The organism is Alistipes indistinctus YIT 12060, from assembly GCF_025144995.1.
Taxonomy (GTDB): domain Bacteria; phylum Bacteroidota; class Bacteroidia; order Bacteroidales; family Rikenellaceae; genus Alistipes_A; species Alistipes_A indistinctus.
Genome location: NZ_CP102250.1, coordinates 2,549,971 through 2,575,794, shown reverse-complemented (window position 1 = coordinate 2,575,794; position 25,824 = coordinate 2,549,971). Strand labels below are relative to the sequence as shown.

21 protein-coding genes are annotated in these 25,824 nt (G+C 56.3%); 11 read left to right on the top strand and 10 right to left on the bottom strand.

Annotation, left to right across the window (positions count from 1 at the left end):
• The first annotated feature begins 2 nt into the window (after nucleotides 1–2).
• Genes NQ495_RS10570 through NQ495_RS10560 form a run of 3 tightly spaced genes read left to right on the top strand, consistent with a single transcriptional unit; the run spans nucleotide 3 to nucleotide 2,649 of the window.
• The gene (locus NQ495_RS10570; protein WP_009133226.1) at nucleotides 3–983 is read left to right on the top strand and encodes an OadG family transporter subunit; all 981 of its coding nucleotides are present in this window, start codon (nucleotides 3–5) and stop codon (nucleotides 981–983) included.
• A gap of 42 nt (nucleotides 984–1,025) precedes the next feature.
• Nucleotides 1,026–1,466, top strand: a complete 441-nt coding sequence (locus tag NQ495_RS10565) for a biotin/lipoyl-containing protein (RefSeq protein WP_009133225.1) — start codon at nucleotides 1,026–1,028, stop codon at nucleotides 1,464–1,466.
• Between the two features lie 4 nt (nucleotides 1,467–1,470).
• On the top strand, nucleotides 1,471–2,649 hold the full coding sequence (locus tag NQ495_RS10560; RefSeq protein ID WP_009133224.1) for a sodium ion-translocating decarboxylase subunit beta: 1,179 nt from the start codon (nucleotides 1,471–1,473) through the stop codon (nucleotides 2,647–2,649).
• Between the two features lie 300 nt (nucleotides 2,650–2,949).
• Here NQ495_RS10560 and NQ495_RS10555 read toward each other — a convergent pair whose 3' ends face one another.
• From NQ495_RS10555 to NQ495_RS10535, 5 genes are all read right to left on the bottom strand, one after another.
• Nucleotides 2,950–3,519: an FKBP-type peptidyl-prolyl cis-trans isomerase gene (locus NQ495_RS10555; protein ID WP_009133222.1), complete on the bottom strand. Its 570-nt coding sequence runs from the start codon at nucleotides 3,517–3,519 to the stop codon at nucleotides 2,950–2,952.
• Between the two features lie 94 nt (nucleotides 3,520–3,613).
• Complete coding sequence (gene gcvP, locus NQ495_RS10550; RefSeq protein ID WP_009133221.1) at nucleotides 3,614–6,472, bottom strand: aminomethyl-transferring glycine dehydrogenase; 2,859 nt, start codon at nucleotides 6,470–6,472, stop codon at nucleotides 3,614–3,616.
• Between the two features lie 558 nt (nucleotides 6,473–7,030).
• Nucleotides 7,031–8,701: a nucleoside kinase gene (locus tag NQ495_RS10545; RefSeq protein WP_009133220.1), complete on the bottom strand. Its 1,671-nt coding sequence runs from the start codon at nucleotides 8,699–8,701 to the stop codon at nucleotides 7,031–7,033.
• Between the two features lie 245 nt (nucleotides 8,702–8,946).
• Nucleotides 8,947–10,494, bottom strand: a complete 1,548-nt coding sequence (locus NQ495_RS10540) for an alpha-L-fucosidase (protein ID WP_009133219.1) — start codon at nucleotides 10,492–10,494, stop codon at nucleotides 8,947–8,949.
• A 31-nt stretch (nucleotides 10,495–10,525) separates the two neighbouring features.
• Nucleotides 10,526–10,735: a hypothetical protein gene (locus NQ495_RS10535; RefSeq protein WP_147513017.1), complete on the bottom strand. Its 210-nt coding sequence runs from the start codon at nucleotides 10,733–10,735 to the stop codon at nucleotides 10,526–10,528.
• 59 nt (nucleotides 10,736–10,794) lie between these two features.
• On the opposite strand from NQ495_RS10535, the gene rpsA reads away from it, so the two are divergent.
• The 4 genes from rpsA to NQ495_RS10515 all read left to right on the top strand — a co-directional run bounded on the left by rpsA (nucleotide 10,795) and on the right by NQ495_RS10515 (nucleotide 15,638).
• Nucleotides 10,795–12,684 carry a 30S ribosomal protein S1 gene (rpsA, locus tag NQ495_RS10530; protein WP_009133218.1) on the top strand — a complete coding sequence of 630 codons (1,890 nt, stop codon included), beginning with the start codon at nucleotides 10,795–10,797 and terminating at the stop codon, nucleotides 12,682–12,684.
• Between the two features lie 16 nt (nucleotides 12,685–12,700).
• Entirely contained in the window at nucleotides 12,701–13,636 is a 936-nt protein-coding gene (locus NQ495_RS10525) for a ribonuclease Z (RefSeq protein WP_009133217.1), read from the top strand.
• Nucleotides 13,637–13,690: 54 nt separating this feature from the next.
• Nucleotides 13,691–14,482 (top strand): Cof-type HAD-IIB family hydrolase, encoded by a 792-nt coding sequence (locus tag NQ495_RS10520; RefSeq protein WP_009133216.1) that lies wholly within the window; start codon nucleotides 13,691–13,693, stop codon nucleotides 14,480–14,482.
• A 214-nt stretch (nucleotides 14,483–14,696) separates the two neighbouring features.
• Nucleotides 14,697–15,638, top strand: a complete 942-nt coding sequence (locus NQ495_RS10515; protein WP_009133215.1) for a nitroreductase family protein — start codon at nucleotides 14,697–14,699, stop codon at nucleotides 15,636–15,638.
• A 196-nt stretch (nucleotides 15,639–15,834) separates the two neighbouring features.
• Here the strand turns inward: NQ495_RS10515 and thiL are convergent, their stop codons facing one another.
• Complete coding sequence (gene thiL / locus NQ495_RS10510) at nucleotides 15,835–16,911, bottom strand: thiamine-phosphate kinase (protein WP_009133214.1); 1,077 nt, start codon at nucleotides 16,909–16,911, stop codon at nucleotides 15,835–15,837.
• Nucleotides 16,912–17,018: 107 nt separating this feature from the next.
• Here thiL and NQ495_RS10505 point away from each other — a divergent pair, with 107 nt between their 5' ends.
• Nucleotides 17,019–17,597 carry an adenylate kinase gene (locus NQ495_RS10505; protein ID WP_009133213.1) on the top strand — a complete coding sequence of 193 codons (579 nt, stop codon included), beginning with the start codon at nucleotides 17,019–17,021 and terminating at the stop codon, nucleotides 17,595–17,597.
• 333 nt (nucleotides 17,598–17,930) lie between these two features.
• On the opposite strand, the gene NQ495_RS10500 is transcribed toward NQ495_RS10505, so the two are convergent.
• The 3 genes from NQ495_RS10500 to NQ495_RS10490 form a co-directional block, all read right to left on the bottom strand.
• Nucleotides 17,931–19,286, bottom strand: a complete 1,356-nt coding sequence (locus NQ495_RS10500) for an MATE family efflux transporter (RefSeq protein ID WP_118061440.1) — start codon at nucleotides 19,284–19,286, stop codon at nucleotides 17,931–17,933.
• A gap of 257 nt (nucleotides 19,287–19,543) precedes the next feature.
• Nucleotides 19,544–20,635: a glycosyltransferase family 4 protein gene (locus tag NQ495_RS10495; RefSeq protein ID WP_009133211.1), complete on the bottom strand. Its 1,092-nt coding sequence runs from the start codon at nucleotides 20,633–20,635 to the stop codon at nucleotides 19,544–19,546.
• 167 nt (nucleotides 20,636–20,802) lie between these two features.
• On the bottom strand, nucleotides 20,803–21,024 hold the full coding sequence (locus tag NQ495_RS10490) for a hypothetical protein (RefSeq protein ID WP_009133210.1): 222 nt from the start codon (nucleotides 21,022–21,024) through the stop codon (nucleotides 20,803–20,805).
• 122 nt (nucleotides 21,025–21,146) lie between these two features.
• Between NQ495_RS10490 and NQ495_RS10485 the strand changes: the two genes are divergently transcribed.
• The 3 genes from NQ495_RS10485 (at nucleotide 21,147) to NQ495_RS10475 (ending at nucleotide 22,947) form a co-directional block, all read left to right on the top strand.
• The gene (locus NQ495_RS10485; protein ID WP_040294133.1) at nucleotides 21,147–21,635 is read left to right on the top strand and encodes a hypothetical protein; all 489 of its coding nucleotides are present in this window, start codon (nucleotides 21,147–21,149) and stop codon (nucleotides 21,633–21,635) included.
• Between the two features lie 76 nt (nucleotides 21,636–21,711).
• A complete protein-coding gene (locus NQ495_RS10480) occupies nucleotides 21,712–22,278 on the top strand; it encodes a 30S ribosomal protein S16 (protein ID WP_009133208.1) in 567 nt (188 codons plus the stop codon).
• Between the two features lie 24 nt (nucleotides 22,279–22,302).
• The gene (locus NQ495_RS10475) at nucleotides 22,303–22,947 is read left to right on the top strand and encodes a ribosome maturation factor RimM (RefSeq protein WP_009133207.1); all 645 of its coding nucleotides are present in this window, start codon (nucleotides 22,303–22,305) and stop codon (nucleotides 22,945–22,947) included.
• Nucleotides 22,948–23,217: 270 nt separating this feature from the next.
• On the opposite strand, the gene NQ495_RS10470 is transcribed toward NQ495_RS10475, so the two are convergent.
• Nucleotides 23,218–25,809, bottom strand: a complete 2,592-nt coding sequence (locus NQ495_RS10470) for an ATP-dependent Clp protease ATP-binding subunit (RefSeq protein ID WP_009133206.1) — start codon at nucleotides 25,807–25,809, stop codon at nucleotides 23,218–23,220.
• Nucleotides 25,810–25,824: the final 15 nt, after the last annotated feature.

Below are 25,824 nucleotides of genomic sequence, written 5' to 3'. Positions count from 1 at the left end.
AGATGAAGAGACTTTTATTGACGGGAATGCTTTTGCTGCTGGGTGCAGCTCCTGCCTCTTTCGCCCAGGGCGCCAAGGACGTAGTTATCAACGAGTTGTTAATCAAAAACCGCAACAACTACCAGGATGCCTACGGCCACCGTGTCTCGTGGATCGAGCTGTGCAACTCGGGATACTCGAAAGTGAATCTCTCCAGTTGCTACCTCGTGCTCGAAACGGGCGGCAAAAGCTATTCGTACAGGATTCCCAAAGGCGACGCCCGCACGTGGCTCGATCCCGGTTCCTACACCGTATTTTTCTGTGAAGGTTCCGAAACCAAGGGCACGTTCCACACAAACTTCACGCTGACCGGCGAAACAGCCGACCCGGCCACGCTTCCGGGGTATGTCCCCGATTCGGTCGACCGGCCGCTCCCGGACCAGCTCGTTACACTTTCTTTCCTCGATGCGAACGGACGCGACACGATCGACAAGGTGACCTACAACCTCGCCGACCAGCAGGCCGACATCTCGATCGGACGCATCCCCGCAGACGATGCTCCCGGCCAAATCCTGTTCACTAAGCTGACCAGCACTACGCCTTTCGCAACGAACATCACCAATCCACCCATGCCCAAACATGAGAAGATGCGTCTGGCAGACCCTCACGGCATCAGCATGACGGTGACTGCGGTAGCCGTGGTATTCTCCGCGCTGATCCTGCTCTACCTCGCTTTCTGGGCTCTCGGCAAACTCATGATCCATATCGCAAAGCGCAACAAGCAGAAAGCCTCGGGTACCGCCACAGTTGCACCTCCCGTGAAGATCAAGAATGAAGGAGCGATCGTGGGAGCTGAAATCGCAGCGATCGGCATGGCGCTGAAAATGTACCAGGATGAAATGCACGACATTGAGTCGCACGTATTGACGATCAACCGCGTGGCCAAAGCTTACTCGCCGTGGAGCTCTAAGATTTACGGCCTCTCGCAGCCGCTTCGCAAATAAGCCTGTGTGTAACAGTTCTAATCAGAAAAACTTAACTACAAAATGAAGGAATATAAATTCAAGATACACGGAAACGAATACGAGGTTTCCATCAACAGCGTGGAGGACAACATCGCGGACGTAACCGTGAACGGCACGCAGTACGAAGTGGAGATCGAAGGTAAAGCTTCGAAGGTCAGCAAGATCACCAAACCCACTCCGTCGACGAGCTCCGCCGCCACGACCGCAGAGGTGATTTCGACGGCCAAGGCTGCCGCGAAGAAGAGCGCCGGTACGGCTGTGAAGAGCCCGCTGCCGGGAGTTATCGTCGACCTGAAAGTACGCGAAGGCGACCAGGTGAAAGCCGGCCAGCACCTGCTGGTACTCGAAGCGATGAAGATGGAAAACAACATCGACGCAGACCGGGACGGTATCATTGTCGAACTGAAGGTGAACAAAGGCGACTCAGTGCTGGAGGGCGACACACTTTTAACGATCGGATAGGCTTATGTTGGCAGAAGTAACCACCGCAAGCAAAGGATTCCTCGCATTTTTGGGGGATAACCTGCATCAGATCATCGCAAACACCGGGTTTGCCAATGTCACGTCAGGACACCTGATCATGATCGGCGTAGGTCTGTTTTTCCTCTACCTGGCCATCAGCAGAAACTTTGAGCCGATGCTGCTCGTCCCGATCGGATTCGGTATCCTGGTGGGTAACATCCCATTCTCTCCCGGTATGGAAATCGGCATCTACGAAGACGGTTCCGTACTGAATTACCTCTATTTCGGCGTTATTAAAGGTATATACCCGCCTTTGATCTTCCTCGGCATCGGCGCCATGACCGACTTCTCGGCACTGATTTCGAATCCGAAGCTGATGCTGGTCGGCGCCGCCGCACAAATCGGTATTTTCGCCACTTACATGGGGGCGCTCGCGTTGGGCTTCACCGCCGCCGAAGCCGGTGCCATCGGTATCATCGGCGGCGCCGACGGCCCGACCGCGATCTTCCTGACCAGTAAGCTGGCACCCGACCTGCTCGGCGCCATCTCGATCTCGGCATACTCTTACATGGCCCTCGTCCCGGTAATCCAACCGCCCGTGATGCGCCTGTTCACCACCAAAAAGGAGCGCCTGATCCACATGAAACCGCCCCGCCAGGTATCGACTACCGAGAAGATTCTCTTCCCGATCATCGGTTTGTTGCTGACGACCTTCGTCGTTCCGTCGGCAATTCCGCTGCTGGGTACTCTCTTCTTCGGCAACCTGCTCAAAGAGTGCGGCGTGACGAAGCGTCTGGCCAACACCGCGAGCGGTTCGATGACCGACATCGTGACGATCCTGCTGGGTTTCACCGTCGGTGCATCGACACAGGCCACCACGTTCCTGACGCCCAAATCGCTCTACATTTTCATCATGGGCGCCTGCGCGTTCTTCGTGGCTTCGTCCTGCGGCGTGCTGTTCGTGAAGTTCTTCAACCTGTTCCTGCCCAAGGATGCGAAAATCAACCCGCTGATCGGCAACGCCGGCGTATCGGCCGTACCTGCCGCCGCACGCGTATCGCAGGAAATGGGATTGAAGTATGACAAGACGAACTACCTGCTGATGCATGCGATGGGCCCGAACGTGGCCGGTGTGATCGGCAGCGCCGTAGCAGCCGGCGTGCTGCTCGCATTCCTCGCTTAATCAATGATTATCCATCTCAACTGACTGATTAAAGCCAATTTAATCAATTTTCAATATGACGGAGGCGGCCAATGAGGCCGCCTCCGTTGTTTTCACCCTCCTGACGGGAGGGATAAGTAACATGCCTCCGAATCTGGTTAACCTGATTTACCGATTGAATTATCGACCGACTGATCAATCCGACCGGTTGATGAACGGACAGGCTTCCTGCCTCAAAACATTCAGAAACATTACCCGTGAAAACAGTAAAGCGGGAGACCTCTATATCCCCCGCTTCACGAATACCCCTAATGCTCAGGCCTAGTGGCAGCCGCAGCTGCAACCGCCTTTGTGCTCCTTATCGCCGCAGCCATCTTCACAACCGTCGCCGCAGCCATCGCCGCAACCGCAACCGGCATTCATCGGGCCGAGGTCTTCCGGAGTTGCTTCGCGCACTTCTACGACCTGCCCCTTGAAATCGAGTGACTTGCCTGCCATCGGATGATTGAAATCCATCGTCACGACGTCATCTTTCACGTCTTTGACTACGCCTACCAAACGGTTACCCTGGTTGTCACTCATCGGAAGCTGGTTGCCTATCTCGAGCAGGCCGTCTTCAACCTTGCCGTCGACCATGAACACCTCTTTGGGCAGGTCTACCACCGCTTCGCCGATCACCGGGCCATAGGCATCGTCGGTATCGAGATGGAAAGCGAACTCATCGCCCTTGCTTAATCCTTTGAGGTGCGCCTCGAATTTGGGCAACAGGAATCCTGCACCATATACGAATTGCAGCGGACTCTCGGCCGTTACTTTCTCAACGAGCTCGCCGTTGACCGTCAGTTCATAGCTGAGCGCCACAAACGTTTTCTCTTTTTCTCCGATTTTCATCTGTTCTATGCTTGTTTAAAATAAATATACATATAATCCGCGCAAACGCCCCTCTCCCGCAGAAAGTTCCGGCAGGTACGACAGTCACAAATCCCTATTCTTCATACAATACACCGCAGGTGCATTGCAGGTTGCGGTCTCCATACCCGCCGTCGATCTTCGACACATAAGGGAAAAACTTGCTTTCGCGGATCCATTTCAGCGGATAGACCGCCTTTTCGCGGCCGTAGCCGTGGAGCCAAACATCGGCTGCCGCTTCGGCTGCCGTGTGCGGCGCCATTTTCACAACATTATCTTCCGCATCGGCCTTTCCGTCGCGGATCTCCTCGCATTCGCGCTTGATCTGTACCAACGCCTCCATAAAGCGGTCGAGCTCGGCTTTCGGTTCGCTCTCGGTCGGTTCCACCATCAGCGTCTCATGTACCGGGAACGACAGCGTCGGAGCATGGAACCCGTAGTCCATCAACCTCCGTGCAATGTCGGCACACTCCACGCCGGCGTATTCTTTCCGGAAATGCCGCAGATCGAGGATCATCTCGTGCCCCACGCGGCCTGTTTCGCCGGTATACACCACATCGTACTCACCCTTCAAAGCTGATGCCATATAGTTCGCATTGACGATCGCCATTTCAGTGACACGACGCAACCCGTTCGCGCCCAGCATTTTGATATAACCGTAGGTAATCGGCAGAATTGACGCGCTGCCGAACGGGGCTGCCGCCACCGACGTGATCCCATTGTCGCCGCCTGTTTTCACGATCGCGTGGCCCGGCAGGAACTCCACCAAGTGTGCGGCTACGCAGATCGGGCCGACGCCCGGACCGCCGCCACCGTGGGGAATCGCAAAGGTTTTATGCAGGTTCAGGTGACAGACATCCGCACCGATATAACCCGGGTTGGTCAGCCCTACCTGCGCATTCATGTTGGCTCCGTCCATATAAACCTGTCCGCCGTTGTCGTGCACGATTTCAACGATCTCGCGGATCCGGCTCTCGAACACGCCGTGCGTCGAAGGATAGGTCACCATGATGCACGCGAGTTCGCTGGCGTTCGCCTCGGCTTTCGCTTTGAGGTCTTCCACATCGATATTGCCCCGTTCGTCGCAAGCCACCGTCACGGTACGCATGCCCGCCATCGCGGCCGAAGCCGGGTTAGTGCCGTGTGCAGAGGCCGGGATCAGCGCGATGTTGCGGTGTCCCTGCCCCCGGCTCTGGTGGTAAGCACGGATAACCATAAGGCCGGTATACTCGCCCGATGCACCCGAATTGGGCTGCAACGAGGTGCCTGCAAAACCGGTGATAACCGCCAGGTCTTTCGACAAACCAGCGATCAGCTCCATGTAACCCTCGACCTGATCGGCCGGAACGAACGGATGGATATTCGCGAACTCGGCAAGGCTCAGCGGCATCATCGTCACGGCCGGATTCAGCTTCATCGTGCACGAACCCAATGATATCATACTGTCGGCCAGCGAAATATCACGATGTTCCAGCTTTTTGATGTAACGCATCAGGTCGGTCTCGTTCCGGTATTTCTTAAAGACCGGTTCAGTCAGGTATTCAGAGGTACGCTGCAGGCTCTTGGTCACATGGCTCTGCTCGTCGATCTTTTTCAGCGGCGCGAATTTCCTGCCGGCTGCCTGGGCGAAGATCGACAGCACTTTGTTCGCCTCGTCGAGATCGGACACCTCGTCGAAACTGATGCGGATGCGATTGTCGTCAACATAGAAAAAGTTAATCTTCTGTGCCAGTGCCAGCGGACGGATTTTGCCTGCATCAGCCTTCACTTCGATCGTATCGAAAATACTCCTGGTCGCCAATTCATAGCCCAGTTTCTCCAATCCTTCAGCTACCGCGACGGCATGTGCATGCGCATTCAGCGCAATGCGGCGGATACCCTCGGCGCCGTGATACACGGCAAAGAATCCGGCCATCGTCGCCAGCAGCGCCTGTGCCGTACAGATATTCGACGTCGCACGTTCGCGCTTGATGTGCTGCTCGCGCATCTGGAGCGCCATTCGCAGCGCCTTGTTGCCGAGACGGTCCACCGACACGCCGATGATGCGGCCCGGCATATTACGTTTGTAGGCGTCTTTGGTCGCCAGATAACCGGCCTGCGGACCGCCGAAACCCATCGGGATCCCGAAACGCTGCGTCGAACCGACCACGATATCCGCGCCCCACTCGCCCGGCGCCTTGAGCAGCGCGAGGCTCAGGATGTCTGCCGCCACGGTTACCAATGCGCCGCGGCTGTGAGCGGCGGCGGTAAAGTCCTCGTAATCGCGCACCTCGCCGTTAGCCGCAGGATATTGCACGATCGCGCCGAACTCGCGGCCCGTAAAGTTGTAATTGTCGAACCGGTCGCTGACGATTTCGATCCCGAACGGTTCGCTGCGTGTGAGCAGCAGGTCGAGCGTCTGCGGGAAAATATTCTCGTCGACGAACAACACGTTGCGTCCCTCCTTGACCGCCTCACGGGAACGGAGCGAAAACATCATCAGCATCGCCTCCGCGGCAGCCGTCGCTTCGTCCAGCAGCGAGCAGTTACTCACCTCCATGCCGGTCAGGCTGATCACCGCAGTCTGGAAATTGAGCAGCGCTTCGAGACGGCCCTGCGAAATCTCGGCCTGATAAGGAGTGTAAGAGGTGTACCACGACGGGTTCTCGAACACGTTGCGCAGGATTACAGCCGGCGAAGCCGTGCCGTAATACCCCATACCGATCAGGCTGCGGTAGATTTTATTCTTGCGGCCGATCTCACGGATGTGGTTTGCAAATTCATACTCGCTCATGCCTTCAGCCGGCAGATCGAGCGGTTTTTTGAGACGGATCGTCGCCGGAACGACCTGCGAAATCAACTCTTCGACACTTTTCACTCCGATCACCCCGAGCATCTGCGAGAGTTCCTGCTCTCCTATGCCGATATGGCGCTCAACAAATTTATCCTGTGACATATTATCAATTGTGATTTGTTTTCTGTTACCCGCACCTCTGCGCAATTCCGCTTAGCTAACTATGACGAGAGCCTCTTCCGGGATGCTTTCCCCATGCACTCCGGGCTTTCCGCCTCATCGCATAATCACTGCGCCACCGCTCTGTGGGCGAGGTTTCCCCTGTCAGGAAGCGACACAAAGCTACAAAACTTTCTCGGTGAAACAAAGCGGCCCAGGAGAAGTTATAAACATTGAATCACAGCCCCGCACCGCTCTCCCGCCCGGACTTCCGGCATCCTCTGTCGCCCTTTCGGAGTCCGTCCCTGTTCAAGCGACCTCAACAACTAAGCAAGACCGTTACGTCCTCAATCAGAATCAGAAACTGTCGCTGACATCACGTTGCATCAGAAACCGGCTCCCCAACGGCATATCGCGGCCCCAAGTAAGAACTTAATTCCGAAACTCCGGATACCAAGAACATTAAAAGAGAAACGGCGGCCCATCCCTGTGACATTCCAGCATCATACATTACTACCGGTATCGCCCAAATACTCAATATCCGGGAAGCCACCGGATACGCTAATAGGTAAAACTGCTGCCGCCGATAAATTCGCGCAGGATCGAAGTGGGCGGAATTTCACTGCCGTCCAGCGGGGTGAACTGGTCGAGGTACTTGAGCAACCGGCGCGCCTCCCCGTATTCGGGCATCGTATCGGGGACCTCGTGCAACAGCGGCTCGACAAAACTCTTCAGCACGGCGATCTCATAAAACAGCGAGGAGTTGAACATCACGTCGGCCTGCTCCTGGTTCGGGAAAATATGCAGGTCTTCGCCCCGGCGCACGCTCTCCCAACGGCGCAACGTCGCGGTCGCATCGTTGCCGCGTGTACGGTAATCGCGCACGATACGGCGGATCAGCCTGTTGTCGGTCGTTGCGATACGGTTCATGTTGTCCATGGAGATGGAAGTAAAGGCCGACACGTAGATCTTAAACTTCAGCTTGTTATCGATATGCGGCGTCAGGCCGGGGTTCAAACCGTGGATACCTTCGATAATCAGCACCGAACGGTCGTCCACCTGCAGGCGGTTACCGGCGAAAACACGTTTACCGGTAATGAAATCGTAACGCGGAATTTCGACCTCCTGTCCGTCGAGCAACTGGGCGAGGTGCCGGTTGAACAACTCGATATCGATCGCCTCGAGGGCCTCGTAGTCGTACTCGCCTTTCTCATCCAGCGGCGTATGCTCCCGGTCGACGAAATAGTCGTCCAACGATACCAGTACCGGATGCAGCCCCAGTATCCGCAGCTGAATCCCGAGCCGTTTGGCGAACGTGGTTTTGCCGCTCGACGACGGGCCGGAAATCAGCACGATCCGGCCGCCGCCGGTTTCGTGCGCCGCAGCGATCTGGTCGGCGATGCTGGCCAGCTTCTTTTCGTGGAAAGCCTCGGCAATCTTGATCAGGTCGCCGCCGCCCCCTTCCAGAATCCGCGTATTCAACACACCGATCGTCGCCACTCCGAGCACATCGACCCAACGCGTATATTCGCTGAATACGTCGAACATCTTGTGCTGCGGCACCATGTTCTCCAGCCTCGAAGGGTTGGTGCGGCACGGTACCGAAAGGTGAATGCCTTTATAATATTTATGCAGCCCGAAAAGCGGCACATAGCCCGTCGTCGGGGCCAGCGCACCGTAGAAATAGCCTGACAGGTCGGCCATCGTATAGAGCGTCACGTAGAGGTGCGGACGCGTCTCCAACAGCGCAACCTTGTCCTCCATGCCCAGTTTCGTATACAACTGCACGGCCTCCGCGGAGAGCAGCCGCTGCCGGATAATCGGAATATCCTGCGCCACCAGTTCGCGCATCCGTTCGTCGATCGCCCGGAGCTGATCGGGGGTAATATCTTCCATCCCTTCGATCTCGCAATAAAATCCTTTGGCGACCGAGTGTTTGATGTGCAGCTTCTGTCCCGGGAAAAGGTCGGAAACCGCCTTTTGCAGTACGAAAAAGAGCGTTCGCTGATAGACCCGCATCCCTTCGAAATGGGTAATGTCCACGAACCGCAGCGAAACGGGGCTGTAAATTTTGTAATAGAGCTCCTTGAGGCGGTTATTCACATATCCCGCCAGGAAGGGATTTGGATTCCTGATGGCGAGCATCGCGATCACCTGGGCCATCGAAGTCCCGGGATTTACATGCAGTTCGCTCGCAGTATTCTCACAGTATATTTTAATCGTATCGTTCATAAACTATTAAATGTAATCCGTTATGCAAGGTTCGTAAAAAGAAACGTCCGGTACAACTGTTTTGTTTTATCTTTTTATCGGTTTTACAGGTCATTATCTCTTTTTTGCAAATTCCCAGGAGCCGCCGTCCGGGCCGCAAATAAACTCGACTCCAGGCCGAAGCGACCGTGCCCCTCCGCAGCCGTTACCCTTATAACGGTCGCCAGCCGCGCAAATGCACGGCTGACGACGTATCCGGGAAAGGGTCACAATACCGCATTCGCCGAGGGAACGGCGGCGGGAAGAGCCGCAACGGTACCGCCGGAGCTCGCCGGAACATCCGGCGCGCAGAACAGTTGCAGATTCGAAATCAGCGGGCAGGCCTTCGCTTCTTCGACGGTCAGCCGCACCTCTTTGGCCGTCACGGTCGGCAGGCGCAGAATGCGTTTGTAACCGATGGTCGTCTCTTCGGCAAGCGTCCGCCATCCGTCGGCAGTCAGCGCTTCGACCCTGAACTTCCGCACCCGCTGACCCAACGGAATGTACTCCTGTACCAACAGCCGGTTGAAAACAGTCGGCTGGTCGAACATAACAGTCAGCGACGCGTTACGTACATCGTCATCGGTAGCCCAGTAAGTCGCCGTATCTCCGTCGGTCACCCGCATCGCGCCATACTTGCCGCTGTGTCCACGCACATTCGATGCCGAAACCCGCGCATCTGCCGCCAGATCCTTGGAAAATTCGGCTGCCAGCGCCCGGGCGAACTCCATCAGCCGGAGGGAATCAACGGCAGGAATGCGGCCGGTCTTATCGGGCGGAACATTCAACAGCATCGAGGCATTGCGCCCTACCGACGCATAATAGATATCGAGCAGTTGCGGCACGGTCCTGACCAACGAATCCTCGGCCTCGTGGTAATACCACCCCGGGCGGATCGACACGTCAACCTCGGCCGGAAGCCAATGGGTCCCGTCTTCCTGCCCGGCGTTGAGCGCCTCGCGGTCGGCCGCCCCCGGTGCAAAGTCGGCCCTCTTGAGCAGCGACCAGTTCGTTTCGCCGGCAAAGCCTTTTTCATTGCCGACCCAGCGCACGTCCGGGCCGCCGTCCGAAAACATCACCGCACCGGGCTGCAATTCCCGGACGACCTGCCACGTCCCCGGCCAATCGTAGTAGGTATTGCGGTCGATCGTGCGCGTTTCGTTGGCGCCGCCGTACCAGCCGTCCCCGCCATTGGCCCCGTCGAACCACACTTCGAACACGTCGCCGTAACCGGTCAGCAACTCCCGGAGCTGGTTGCGGTAATATTCGATATATTCGGGTTTGCCGTAATCCGCACGATTCCGGTCCCACGGCGACAGGTAGAGCCCCATCTTCATCCCTTCGGCCCGGCAGGCGTCGGCGAACTCCCGGACGATATCGCCCTGTCCGTCCTTGTACGGAGAGTTTTTCACCGAATGCCCGGTATAAGCAGAAGGCCACAGGCAGAAACCGTCGTGGTGCTTAGCCGTGAGGATCGCTCCTTTGAAACCGGCGGCCTTGAGCGTCCGGATCCACTGGCGGCAGTCGAGCGCCGTGGGATCGAACTGCGCGGGATCTTCGCCCCCGAGCCCCCACTCACGGCCGGTAAAGGTATTCATATTGAAATGCAGGAACGCATAACGCTCGAGGGCCTGCCACTGCTGCTGCCTTTGCGAAGGCACCGGCCCGCAGGCGGCCGGAGGCGGCGTGTTCCGGCAACCGGGAAACAACACGCATGACGCGACCGCGATCAACGACACACGCAAAAGAACCCGCATGACACCAATAGTATCCATAGTAGTAGTTTAGATGGTAATGGTCAACGATTTACAATCGGAAGATCGGGCACACCCGCGGCTGCGCCGCATCCGCCACCGGATTAAAACCAGATAAAGATAACAAAATCCGCTGAATCCCCGAAAAATCAGCTTCATTTTCACTCCGGCATACTTGTTTTGCAGAAAAAACACTACCTTTGTGCCACCTTCGGTGGAGCGCCCCCGGAAATCCCTCGGCGGGAATTTCGGTGCGGTCCATGCGAAAGGTTCTATAAATAATGTCCAACTCTTTAATTTACAAAACCTTTCAACAAACAAATGACAACAAAAACTGACAATCAACAGGAACAGAAGGCCGTTGTGGCTCCGGTAAACCTCGACACGTTCGACTGGAACGCTTACGAAAACGACCTGGGCGTCTACAACGCACCCAAGGAAGAGATCGAGGCCAAGTACGACCAGACCCTTTCCAAAGTACAGGTAGGCGAAGTGGTCGAAGGCACCGTGATCAGCCTCAACAAACGCGAGGTGGTCGTAAACATCGGTTACAAGTCCGAAGGCATCATCCCCGTGAGCGAATTCCGCTACAACCCCGAACTGGCCGTAGGCGAGAAGGTGGAAGTATACGTGGAGAGCGCCGAGGACAAAAAAGGCCAGCTGGTCCTCTCACATAAAAAAGCCCGTCAGCTCCGCTCGTGGGATCGTGTCAACGAGGCTCTGGAGAAAGACGAGGTTATCAAGGGTTACATCAAGTGCCGCACCAAGGGCGGTATGATCGTCGACGTATTCGGCATCGAGGCGTTCCTGCCCGGCTCGCAGATCGACGTGAAACCGATCCGCGACTACGATATTTACGTAGACAAGACCATGGAGTTCAAGGTCGTGAAGATCAACCAGGAGTTCCGCAACGTGGTCGTATCGCACAAGGCGCTGATCGAAGCCGAGCTCGAAGCACAGAAGAAGGAGATCATGTCAAAGCTCGAAAAAGGCCAGATCCTCGAAGGTACCGTCAAGAACATCACCTCTTACGGCGTATTCATCGACCTGGGCGGCGTAGACGGCCTGATCCACATCACCGACCTGAGCTGGGGCCGTGTGAACCATCCCGAAGAGATCGTCCAGCTCGACCAGAAGCTCAACGTCGTAATCCTCGACTTCGACGATGCGAAAAAACGTATCGCACTGGGCCTGAAACAGCTTTCGGCTCACCCGTGGGATGCACTGGACGCCAACCTGAAGGTGGGCGACAAGGTGAAAGGCCGCGTAGTGGTTATGGCCGATTACGGCGCGTTCGTAGAGATCGCTCCGGGCGTAGAGGGCCTGATCCATGTATCGGAAATGTCCTGGAGCCAGCACCTGCGTTCGGCACAGGAGTTCATGAAGGTGGGCGACGAGGTGGAAGCCGTTGTGCTGACCCTCGACCGCGACGAGCGCAAAATGTCGCTCGGCCTCAAACAACTCACCCCGGACCCCTGGGCTGATATCGAGACCAAATACGCCGTAGGCTCACGCCACACCGCCAAAGTGCGCAACTTCACCAACTTCGGCGTATTCGTAGAGATCGAAGAGGGTATCGACGGCCTGATCCACATCTCCGACCTGAGCTGGACCAAGAAGGTGAAACATCCTTCCGAATTCACGCAAATCGGTGCCGACATCGAAGTCGTTGTCCTGGAAATCGACAAAGACAACCGCCGCCTGAGCCTCGGCCACAAGCAGCTCGAAGAGAACCCCTGGAACGCATTCGAACAGCAGTTCGCCGTGGATTCGATCCACACAGGAACGATCACCGAGCTCAACGACAAGGGCGCCGTGGTTTCACTGGGCGACAACGTCGAAGGCTTCGCTCCGGCCAAACAGCTCGCCAAAGAGGACGGCACGACCGCCAAAGCGGGCGAGACGCTCGAATTCAAGGTCGTAGAGTTCTCGAAGGCCACCAAGCGCATCATCCTGTCGCACTCTCGCCTCAACGAGGAGATCAAACGCGCCGAGGTACAGGCCGAACGCGCCGAGAAGAAACGTTCGGACGACGCCACCAAAGACTCTGTCAAGAAGCTCAACGCATCGGTTGAAAAGACCACCCTGGGTGATATCTCCGGCCTGGCCGAGCTGAAAGCCCAGATGGAGGCCGCCGCCGAAAAGCCGAAAAAAGCTGCCGCCAAAAAGAGCGCCAAAGCTGAAGAGGCTTCCGCAGAAACCGAGGAGTAAATAATGTCAACTTCCTATGACGTTTCGGGTTACCATATTGGGTAGCAGTTCGGCATCCCCGACTCCGAAGCGTAATCCCTCTGCTCATGCACTGAACGTGCATGAGCAGTTTTTTTTGGTCGATTGCGGTGAGGGTACCCAGAAACAGTTGCGTTCGGCCGGGATCAACCCGCTGAAACTAAACGCCGTATTCATCACGCACCTGCACGGAGACCATGTTTTCGGACTTTTCGGGCTGATTTCGACGATGGGACTGATGGGACGGCGTACGCCGCTGAAAGTCTACGCCCCGCGTCCGTTCGACGAGATACTGGCGAACCATTTGCACTATTTCGATGCGGCACTCCCCTACCAAGTACAGTGGCACGAGGTGCGCACGCGCGAACACGAACTGCTGTATGAAAACAAGGTGCTCGAAGTGTGGTCTGTCCCGCTGCGGCATAAGATTCCCGCCGCCGGATTCCTTTTCCGGGAAAAGACCCCGCCGCTGAACCTGCTCAAAGAGGCGATCGGACGCTACGGGCTGAATGTCGCCCAATGCGTGGCAGCCAAACGCGGTGAAGATATCCCGCTCGGCGACGGCACGACGATCCCGAACCAACAACTGACCTACACTCCCTATGAAGGGCGCAGTTATGCTTACCTGAGCGATACGCTCTACTCGGCCAAGGCAGCCCGGCTCGTGACGGGCGTCGACCTGCTCTACCACGAAGCGACATTCGCCGAACAGGACAAAACCATGGCGCGTGAAACGGGCCACTCCACGGCATCGCAAGCCGCCAAAGCGGCACTTGCCGCCGGGGCGAGAAGACTGTTGATCGGGCATTTTTCATCCCGGTACAAGGATGCATCCGGATTGGTCGAAGAGGCCCGCGAACTTTTCGCGGAGACCGAAGCGGTGGTCGAAGGCCGAAGCTACGACATCCCGGTAAAAAAGACCCAACCGGAATAACCGTCATTTTCAGCCCGATTTTTGCATGTTAACCGGCTGATTGGAACTGTAATTATGGAGCCCAAAAATATAAAAGCGATCTTTTTCGACATCGACGGCACGCTCGTCAGTTTTCAAACACACGGGATTCCCTCGTCGGCCGCACGTGCCATCGAGACGCTCCACAGCCGCGGCACCAAGGTATTTATCGCGACCGGACGTCCCTTCTACCAGATCAACAACCTGGGAGAGTTGCGCTTCGACGGCTACGTTACGCTCAACGGAGCCTGGTGCATCGACGCGCAGGGCGAGGTGATCTTCAGCAATCCGATCCCGCATGAAGACCTCGAAGCGGTGAACCGGCGGCTGGACGCAGGGCCGCTTTTCCCGTGCGCCTTTATGACCCCGGAACAGGTATACATCAACCTGGTCAACCCCAAGGTGGCCGATGTGGCGCGCATGGTCGGGCTCGATCCGCCTCCCGTGCGGGACCTGCACGAGGTCGCCCGCGAAGAGGTGCTCCAGGTAAATATCTACGTCGGCCCCGAAGAAGAGACTGAACTGATGCGCACGGTCTTCACGCACTGCGGTTCGAGCCGCTGGAACCCCGCTTTCGCCGATGTCAATATTCGCGGCAACAACAAAAGCACCGGCATCGACAAAATCCTGGCCCGGTACGACATTCCGCTCAGCGAAACGATGTCGTTCGGAGACGGCGGCAACGACATTCCGATGCTGTGCCATACGGGAATCGGCATCGCGATGGGCAATGCCTCGGACCAAGTGAAACAGGCCGCGGATTACGTGACGGACGCCGTCGACTACGACGGTATCGCCAATGCACTGCGGCATTTCGGACTGATTTGAATTTTCCGGAGCGATGTACCAAAACAAATTGCAAAAAAATACGACATACAACAAGCCAAGACCAACATGAATATCCCGGCACAGTACCCGGATAACACCGAGTTTGCCTAAAGGAGACCGGGCACCGGACCGAAACGAAACTCACGAACGGCCTGACCGGGACAACTTCCCCGGCAAAACCAAGCCCGGAATAGAGGGCCAACATACGACAACCATGGAAATCACTTTAGCGATCGACACCGCCACCTGCATCCGCTGCGGCAAATGCGTCCGGGTCTGCCCGTCCGGCATCTTCACGCAACAGAAACCCGATGGGAATACCGAATCCCGGACGACCGGAACACCCGCCGGCAACGACCAAGAAAACACTCCTGCCTCCTCTTCTAAAAACAGATTCGAGATCCGGATCGTCAATCCCGAAACCTGTATCGTCTGCGGCCACTGCGTCGCGGCCTGCCCGACCGGATCGGTCGAACACGGAGACTTCCCCGCCGGCAAAGTACACAAAATCGATTACGGACAACTGCCCACACCCGAACAGGTCCTGCTGTTGTGCAAAGCGCGCCGGTCGAACCGCGCGATCACGTCCAAGCCCGTTCCGCCCGAAAAACTCGGCCTGATTCTCGAAGCGGCACACCGGGCCCCCACTGCGAGCAACTCGCAGTCGGTATCGTTCACAGTGGTTACCGATCCGAAAAAGCTACTGGAAGTAAGCGATTTTACCATCCGCACCTTCGACAAGGTCCGGGCCAAGCTCCAAAACCCGCTGCTCAAACCGGTACTGAAACCGCTGTTGCCGGGCCTTTACCGCTATGTGCCGGTCTTCGAACGGCTCAAACGCAACCATCTCGCCGGCAACGACCCGATCCTGCGCCACGCCACAGCACTGATTTTTATCCATACGCCCGCCTCGCACCGTTTCGGCGCCGCCGACGCGAACCTCGCCTACCAGAACGGCTCACTGATGGCCGAAAGCCTCGGTATCAGCCAGGTATATATGGGATTCGTGCTCTCGGCCCTGCAACAGGATCCGAAGAGTCTCGCCCGGACGCTGGGGATAGAGGGCCGTATCCATGCCGTAATGGCGCTCGGCGTTCCGGCCTTCCGCTATCCGAACTACATCGACCGGAAGGAAGTCCAGGTGCAGCAAATCTAAACCTCTGAGGGAAATACTCCCGCCCCCGGACACTCACGTTCTCTTTTGCATCGCAGTATGTCAAAGGAAGATATCACCTACAGGCTAAGAGGAGATACTGAATCTAAATCAAATGTCAAAACCCAGGCATATTCGAATGGCCAAGTACCCGGATACCGGATAAACCGGAACCTGTCCGGCCCGTCAGCATCCAATTCTATTGCGCATCCGCCGGGCTTTCGTCCTCACCGGAGGCCGGCTCATCGCCGCGGACAACCCACCCCGGAGCCTGCACAGGAATCAGCTGGTCGTCGGGCGTCACCAAAGCGACGCCGCTCCCTGCCGCGGTAATGTGACCGATCACGTCGATCCCCAGTGCAAAAATATCTTCCTGCCGCGCCAACGGCACCGTAAACAGCAATTCGAAATCATCACCGCCGTTGAGCGCCGCTACGACCGGATCGCTATGCAGTTCTTCGGCCATTTTGTTGGTCTGCTGTGCGATCGGCAACCGGTTCAAGTAGATGCGCGCCCCCTTATCGGAATCTTTGCACAGGTGCAGGACCTCCGAAGCCAAACCGTCGGTGATATCGATCATCGATGTCGGTACCAGGTCGATCTTCGCCAGCTCTTCGATGATGTCGAGCCGGGCGGACGGACGCAACTGCCGTCCGAGCAAATACTCGTACCCTTCGAATTTCGGATGCGGATTCGGGTGCCCGTCCAGCGCACGCTTCTCGCGTTCGAGCAGGTGCAAGCCCATGTAGGCTCCGCCGAGCGCCCCCGTTACGCAAATCAGGTCGTTGACCTGCGCACCGCTGCGGTAAACGATCTTGTCTTTCGCAACTTCGCCGACCGCAGAGACGGCGATCGTGAGCCCGTTGACCGATGCCGACATGTCGCCGCCCGCAAGGTCGACCTTGTAATCCCTGCACGCATAGCGGACACCCTCATACAACTGCTCCACCGTTTCGACCGAAAAGCGCGACGAGATGCCGAGCGCCAGCGTCACCTGCCGCGGAGTTCCGTTCATCGCCAGGATATCGGAAATTCCCGCAACCACGGCTTTGTAGCCGAGGTGCTGCAACGGGAAATAGGTCAGGTCGAACTGCACCCCTTCCAACAACAGGTCGGTCGTGAAGAGCATATATTTATCCCCGGCATCGATCACCGCAGCATCGTCTCCGCAGCCTTTCACCGTCGAGGGGTTCAACGGCGCGAACGGCGCGCAGAGGCGGTCTACGAAGGCAAATTGGCCCAGCGAAGCGATCGGAGTGTGTTTTTTTTCAGCCATAATCCGGAAAAAGTTAAATATTTATACAAAGGTACGGGTTCTTTTGTTTCGGCAAAAAAAAGTCTTAGCTTTGCATTAATAAAATTGTTTAAAAACTACTTACCGCCATGTTCAACCTCGTATTGTTCGGCCCTCCGGGTGCGGGAAAAGGAACCCAGGCCGAGAAACTCATCGAAAAATACGGATTCAACCACATTTCCACCGGCGAAGTCATCCGCGAACAGATTCGCAAAGGCACCGAGCTGGGCCGCAGCGTACAGAGCTACATCGAGAAGGGACAGCTGGCCCCCGACGGCCTGGTGATCGACATCATCGCCGACTATGTGGCGAAACACAAAGACGCCAAAGGCAACATCTTCGACGGCTTCCCGCGCACGACCGTGCAGGCCAAAGCCTTCGACGAGATCATGGAGAAGAACGGTACGCCGGTAAGCGTCATGCTTTCGCTCGAGGTGCCCGACGAGGAACTGGTCAAACGCCTGCTGCTGCGCGGCAAGGAGAGCGGCCGTGCCGACGACAGTAACGAAGGGGTGATCCGCGACCGGATCGACGTCTACAAAGCGCAAACCGCCGTGGTCGCCGACCACTACAAGCCGCAGGGCAAACACCGCGCCGTAAACGGTCTCGGCACGATCGACGAAATTTTCGGCCGTCTCTGCCAGGAGATCGAATCGCTGAACAAGTAAGGATCCGACACCATCCGGGTTTGCCCCGCTCCCGGACAGAGGACAGAGCGAAACAACAAGACACCGCGACGCCTCGGGACAAAACGACACAAAGCGAGTCTAAATACATTTCGACAAAAAATGCACAACCGGGCAAGTTGTGCATTTTTTGTTAGTCGCATGTTGGCAACATGTCGATTATATATTCATAACTCATATCAATCTGTTTATAACCCGCGACGGTGGGAATCATCTGAAAACAGCCGCATATCTGTCTGCATCTTGTTAAAAAGTCAACGGAATCCTGTTAGTTTCCTGTCGATATCCTATCAGGAAACAGTCGATAACCCGAGATCAGTCCAATGTCAGTCGCCGGTACAGCCGCCGGTAGCGGCGGATCAGCAGGAAGGCCGCGATACAGAGCCCGACGATGAAGCCGACCCAAAGCCCGGGTGCACCCCACCCCAGTATAAAAGCACAGAAGTAACCTACCGGCAGGTTGATGACGATATACGAGACAAAAGCGTAGTACATCGTGATGCGCACATCCTGCATTCCGCGTAGTACACCGAGGGCGATCGTCTGCAATCCGTCGGGAATCTGGTATAGCGCGGCCATCAAAAACAGTTGAGCAGCCACCCCGATGACCGCCCGGTCCGAAGTAAAGAGTTCCGGCAAAAAGCGGCGGAACGCGACGAAACAGGCCATCGTGAGCAAATTCGCAACGATTCCCAAGTGCCAGGAAGCCAGTGCGGCCCGGCGCATCCCCCGGTAATCGCCCGCACCGTAGCGGTGGCTCACCATGATCGTCGTGGCCGCCGAAATTCCGACCACGACCATATAGACGATATTGGACAGCGACAGCACCACCTGATGTGCTGCCAGCGGCACGGTCCCGATCCATCCCATCATAATCAGCGTGAGTGCGAAAGCCGACACTTCGAGCACCATTTGCATCGAGATCGGCAAGCCGACCGCAAGCAGCCTGCGTGTCGTCCGCCATCCCTGTGCAATCCAGGCAAAGAACAGGAAATAACGCCGCAGCGAAGGTACGGAGAGGAAATAACCGAGCGTAAAAAGCGGCATGCAGATACGCGAGATGAGGGTGGCCAGTCCGGCCCCGGCGGCCCCCATCTCCGGGAATCCCCAATGACCGTAAATCAGCAGGTAATTAAACAAGATGTTCACCCCGTTGGCCGTCAGCACGACCACCATTCCGGTAATCGTGTTGCCGATTCCCTCGAGAAACTGCTTAAATGCGGCAAAGAGCATAAACGGAACGACCGACCACGCCAAATAGCCGTAATAAGGGCGTGCCAGTTCTGCCACTTCGGGCGACTGGCCCATCGAGCCGAGAAAATCGCCCAGCACCCACAGGATCGCGAACAGGACAATACCGACCCCGCCGTAAAGCGTCAGCGCATTCTGAAGCAGCCGGGCCGACGACCGGTAATCGCGCCGGGCGTACATCTCCCCGACAAGCGGAGTCAGCCCCATCGACAATCCTGTTCCCCAAAAGAGGAAAATCACGAACACCGCCCCGCCGAACGATACGGCCGCAAGCGGCAGTGCACCGAGACGCCCCACCATCGCGTTATCGAACAGCTGCACGACCACCTGCCCGACCTGCGAAAGCATGACGGGAACGGCCAGCGAAAGGTTCTCACGGTATTGGGGCAGCCAGCCCCGCAAAGTTCGCAAAAGTCGCATACGAAAAAATCCCGGCATTTGCGCCGGGAGGCCAAAGATACGGTTTTTCGACCGTAAACCGACAACAGTGTCAGAAGAAATCGCCCGGGAATATAGCTATACAACAGGAATAGTATACTATTCCGGAGATGGACAGACATGCCTACGGCCTTATTGCCCATCCCGCTCGCAGGCAGAGCCCCTGCCAGGAAACGCCCCGCACAAAGAAACACCCGGAGCATCCCCGCTCTCCGTCAGGCCGCATAAAAGAGACGGCGTTACAGCCACCGGCGCTCGCGGCGGCGGATGCGGGCATTCAAAGAAAGCACCAGCACGACCATCGCCACGATATTGATCAGCAGCGCCACATTGATGTTCACCCGGTCGGCCAGCAGGAAATTACCGACGATGTATACGGCCTGGATCAGCACGATCATCAGCGTACATTGCAAATGCGTATACCCCAGTTGGAGGAATTTATGGTGAATATGCCGTTTGTCGGGAGTAAACGGGGACTTACCGGAGAGAATCCGCTGCGCGAACACCCGCGTCATATCGGCCATCGGGACGAAAACCACTCCCATCAGCGAAATCAGCGTCAAATGCGGCACGGTATGCCCGTGTTGCGCGCCGACCACCAATTGCAGGCACAGGAAGGCGGCGATATAACCCAGGATCAGCGAACCGCTGTCTCCCATGAAAATTTTCAGCTTGCGGCCGAACACATTATACATGAAAAAGACGAGCGTCGCACCTACCGCACACGCCCCCAACAGGGCCAAATGGGCATTGCCGGCCAACAGGTTCAGCAGGCTCAGCACCGAAAAGATCAGTACGCCCAAGCCGGAACACAGCCCGTCCACTCCGTCGATCAGGTTCGCGGCATTGACCAACGCGACGAGCAGCAGCAGCGTAAACGGCACCCCGGCCCATGCCGGTATCGCATACAGCCCGAACAAGCCCTGCAGATTATCGATGTAACAATACGGAAGTACGAGCAGCAGAGCCCCGACCACCTGGAAAACGAACTTGCACTTGTACGAAAGTCCGGAAATATCGTCGGTAATGCCGACAATACAAATCAGCATCAGTCCCGTAGTGAAAAAGAGGAAATCCTCGAACGGCACCACTGCGTCGAAGGTGTTGAACTGCCAGAAAAGCCCGCGCACGAACCAGTAAGCCATCATAATGGCAGGAAAAAACGCCACACCGCCCAGCCGTGGAATCTGAGACGAATGCACTTTGCGGGCATTGGGCATGTCCAGGATACGTTTCTTCTTGGAAATCAGGATAATTTTCGGAATCAGCATCCTTCCTACAGTGACCGCAAGCAGAAACCCCGCAACGATATAGAGGTACAAAGGCAACATGGTGTATGAATAGTTTGGTGTCTGTGGTTAGTAGGGGGGGAGCCATTATAAAAGTAGACAAAAAAGAGGAATTCGCAATAAACAGCCGACAAAAACTGTTGTTTCATTCGATTATCCACTCCTGACCCGCCGGCTTCCCCGAAAGGGCCAAACTTTATTATAATAGATTACGATTGCGGGGCAGAAGTTGCACCGGTATCCAGATTTAATTTCTCTTCGAGCGCTTTCAGGACATTCTCACTGCTGTTACGACCTGCCATAACGCTGCATACGTAGGCACGCCCCCATCCCTGTTCGCGTGCTACAGCCGAATAAACACCCCGGCAGCGGGTGGCCGCCGCACGAATAGCTTCGATGCGCTCTTCTTTGCGTTCTATTCGTTTTTTCATAATAATTGGATTATATTTGTTGCAGTAATACGATGCTTCTCAATAAGATATGCAGACAAAGTTGACATTTATTTTTGACACGTCCAAATGTTTACGTCAAAAATATGGATTCCCCTAAGCACATGGAACTAAAAAACCGCATAAAGGCCGTCTGCGTCATTTTCAAGCTGTCCGTCAGGGAATTCGAACGAGAGTGCCAACTGAACCGCGGAAATATCTCCAACATGACCGGAGCGCTCGGTTCCGATAAAATATCAAAAATAATTGCACGTTATCCTTCGATTAACCTCTATTGGCTGCTGACCGGAGAGGGTGAGATGTTCCTGTCCCGGTCGGAGAAAACGGGCTCAGACGCACCCGGGAAAGAGGAACCGGCCCAACGGGAAGAGCCGGCCAAAGCCGAAACGGTCGACCGTCCGGCGAACAGGACCCATGAGGGAGCCGCATCGGCCGAAAACGACAACTCGCTCTTACAGGCCCACCGGGAACTGATCGGCTTGCTGCGTACGCACATCCGGCTGCAAAACGAACAATTACGGCTGCAAAACGATCAGCTCCGCCTGCTCGACGAAATGATCGAACGGATAAAAAACAAGGGGAAAGTTTTGTAATCTTCCGAAAAAAGAGTACTTTTGCACCTCGTCGGTTCGGTTACCGACGCCTTTTAACTTAATAAAACTTAGAGAAATGCCTGTAAAAATCAGACTTGCACGCCATGGTAAGAAGGGCTATGCCTTCTATCATATCGTCGTTGCAGACAGCAGGGCGCCACGTGATGGTAAATTTATCGAAAAGATCGGAACCTACAATCCGAACACGAATCCTGCTACAATCGACCTGAGCTTCGAGAAAGCCCTGGAGTGGTTGCAAAAAGGCGCTCAACCCACCGACACCTGCCGTTCGATCCTTTCATACAAGGGTGTCATGTACAAGAAACACCTGCTGGGCGGCGTAAGCAAAGGCGCATTTACCGCCGAAGCCGCCGAGGCCAAGTTCGACAAATGGATCGAGCAGAAGGCCGGCAAAATCGCGGCCAAGGCCAGCAAAATCAGCGGTGACAAAGAGGCTGCCATGAAGGCCCGCCTCGAAGAAGAGAAGAAGATCAAGGAAGAACGTGCGAAAGCCCTCGAGGCCAAACGTGCTGAAGAGGCAGCCGCTGCCGCAGCTGCTGCTGCCGAAGAGGCCGCACAGGGCGAGGACGCAACCGAAGAGGCTGCCGCGCCTGCCGAGGAGGCTCCCGCAGCCGAGGCTTAGCCCGCTTCCGCAGCACATACCGTTATGCTTGAGGAGAATGCAAAAGCCGTAGCACGGGTATCCAAAACGTTCGGACAAAACGGCGAACTTACCCTGAATTTATACGACTCCTTCCCTCAGGATTTCAATCCGAGCGAACCGTTGTTTGTCGTCATCGACAAATTGGCGGTTCCTCTTTTTTGCGACCGTTTCCAGCGGCGCGGCCGTAGCGGAGCGGTGGTCGCCTTCGGGGACATCGATACCGAACGGCGCGCGGCCGAACTGATCGGGCTCGAACTCTACCTGAGCCCCGGACCGGACGAAGAGGATGACGAGGGCGACGGGCTAATTTACCTGGAAGACCTTGTGGGCTACACCGTCAGGTTGACCGGAGAAAATCCGGATACGCCCGTTAGCAATCCGCCCCCCTCCTCATCGTCACCCGAGTCCAAACCTGCGTCCGAACCCGGGCTTAAACATTCCGAAACCGGCAGTGACGAACAGCGGTCCGGCTGTTCCGCAGACCGGATCGAAGAGTTTATCGACGGGGAGAATCCGCTGTTCCGGGTCCGGATCGGCAGTCGCGAAGTGCTGATTCCGGCCGTCGAAGAGTTTATCGCCGACATCGACCAGGAACGGCAATCGATCGAATTCGACCTGCCCGAAGGACTGCTCGAACTCTACTCCTGAGCCCGGATACAAGCAAAAGAGCGGTTACACAAACGGTCCTGTTATCCACCGCAAACCGCACAAAAGAATTTTTCGGCAATACTTGCAAACCCGCTCAGCATCGACAGTATCCTGCAGGCACTTACAGCTATCACAAACAGATGATACGATTGAAGGGCACCTTTCGGCGCCCTTCGTTCATTTTCATTTTCTATAATTTTTTGAATAGAAATGTCCCGGGTAGCTACTCCCGGTATGGGATAGGAAACAATAATAGGTTCTACACACGAATCAGGATACGAATGCTTGCTTCTCGGGCACACCTCGTTCCACAGTCAGCTCAACCTTGCCGTCGCGGCAAGTCACACAAATCGTCTCTCCGCTCTGCACACCGCCTTCTACGATCAGCTCGGCCAGCGGCTCCTCGACATAATCGAGGATCGTCCTCTTGAGCGAGCGCACGCCGTAACGCGGCTCATAACCGATACTCACCAGATGGCGTTTAACCTCCTCCGTCGCACGGATCGAATAACCCAACGACTGCACCCGTTTCGACAGGCGGCCCAGTTCCAGGTCGACGATCTTGCAGATATCGGCTTCTCCCAGCGAATTAAAGACCACCACATCATCGATCCTGTTGATAAACTCCGGAGCGAACTGACGTTCCAGGCTTTTCCGGTAAACCGATTCGCGGTTCAACTCCTCGGCAACCGCGCTGCGCGCGGCTGCATAGCCGACGGCTGCACCGCGCTGCTGCACCTCACGCGAACCCACGTTCGAGGTCATGATAATAATCGTATTGCGGAAATCTACCCTGCGGCCCAACCCGTCGGTGAGCTGTCCCTCGTCAAAAACCTGAAGCATCAGGTTGAATACGTCCGGATGCGCCTTTTCGATCTCGTCGAACAGCACCACACAGTAAGGACGCCGCCGCACCTTCTCGGTCAACTGGCCGCCTTCGCCGTATCCGACATAACCCGGAGGGGAGCCGATCAGCCGGCTCACATTATGCTTCTCGCTGTATTCGCTCATATCGACCCGCACCAGCGCTTCTTCACTGTCGAAAAGATGCATCGCCAACTCTTTGGCCATATGGGTCTTACCCACACCCGTCGGACCGACGAACATAAATACGCCGATGGGCCGGTTCGGATCCTTGAGTCCGACCCTGCTGCGTTGGATCGCACGCGTCACCTTGCGCACGGCCTCGTCCTGGCCTACCACGACCGATGAAAAATAACCGTAAAGATCCTTGAGCCGCTGCTGTTCGCCCTGCGACATGCGCGCAAGCGGAATGCCGGTCATCGAGGCTACCACTTCACTGATCTGCTGTTCGTCGATCACCACTGCGGAAGCCGACATCTCCGTAGTCCAGGCCGAAAGCATGGCGCGTAACCGCGAGCGGAGTTCCAACTCGCTGCCGCGTAATACAGAAGCATGCTCATAGTCACGCGACTGCATCGCTTTTTTCTTATCCCGCACCAATTTTTCGATCCGCTCCTCGAGCTGTATCGCACCGGCAGGCATAGCATCACCGATCTTCTTCACATGCGCGCGGCTCCCGGCCTCGTCCATCACGTCGATAGCCTTGTCGGGGAAGAAACGGTCGGCCACATAGCGTTGCGTCAACTCGACGCAGGCGGTCAGCGCCGCATCGGTATAGCGCACCCCGTGATGCTCCTCGTACTGGCGTTTGATATTGTGCAGCACAGCGAGCGTCTGTTCGGGCGACGGCTGCTCGACCATAATCTTCTGGAAACGGCGTTCGAGCGCTCCGTCGGTTTCGATATTCTCCCGGAATTCGCGCAGCGTCGTCGCTCCGATGCACTGCAACTCGCCCCGGGCAAGTACCGGTTTCAGGATATTCGCCGTGTCGAGCGAGCCCTGCGTGCTGCCCGCACCGACGATCGTATGAATCTCGTCGATGAACAGGATCACGTTGTTGGTTTTGCGCAATTCGCCCAACAGCGTGTTGATCCGCTCCTCGAATTCGCCGCGGTACTTCGTTCCGGCTACCAGCGACGCCACGTCCAGGGCAAAAACCCGTTTATCGCGCAATGCAACGGGCACGTCGTTATCCACGATCCTGAGGGCGAGCCCTTCGACGATCGCAGATTTGCCTACGCCCGGTTCGCCGATCAGTACGGGATTGTTCTTCTTGCGGCGGCCCAGAATCTGCACGAGCCGCTCTATCTCTTCATCCCGGCCGATCACCGGATCGAGACGCCCTTCCCGGGCCGCAAGCGTCAGGTCCACCCCAAAACGAATCAAAGGGTCGGACGACGGCGACTTGCGCTCTTTGCGCACTGGCATTGCCGGTTCGCTTTCGGTCTCCGCCTGCGGGCGGGGCTTAAATTGTGTAAAATAGTGCTCAGCCTCCCGGTCGGCACTCATCTCGTCGAGGATCTTCATGTCCTCGTAATAATCTTCGTTGGGGGGTAGCTCGCGCACGAACTCCGAAAGAGTCTCGCTGTTGACGTTGTACATCGCCAGCACCTGCCCGCAGATCGAACTGCGGTCCTTGACGATAGCCATCAGCAGGTGGGCCGTATTGAGCAAGTTATGCCTCGGATCATCGGTCTCTTCGGCCAGGCGGATCAGGATGGATCCTTCGGATTCCTTCACCGACGGCAGCAAAACCGGATTCATCGACACGGCGTCGGCCTGCGCCCGTTTAAGGTCGTTTTCGATCCGGATCTTTATCTGATAGATTTCCCACTCCTTCAGCAATTTCCGGAGCAGATACGAAGCATGCCCTCCCTCCTGCTTCAGGATAGCCAGAAACAGGTAGTCAAGCGTAAGGCCCTGTGCCCCGAAGTGGCGCGTCTCGGCATAGCCCTGTTCGAACACGGACCTCAGGGTGTTTGTTTGCTTCAATTGCATGACATTATTCCTCAT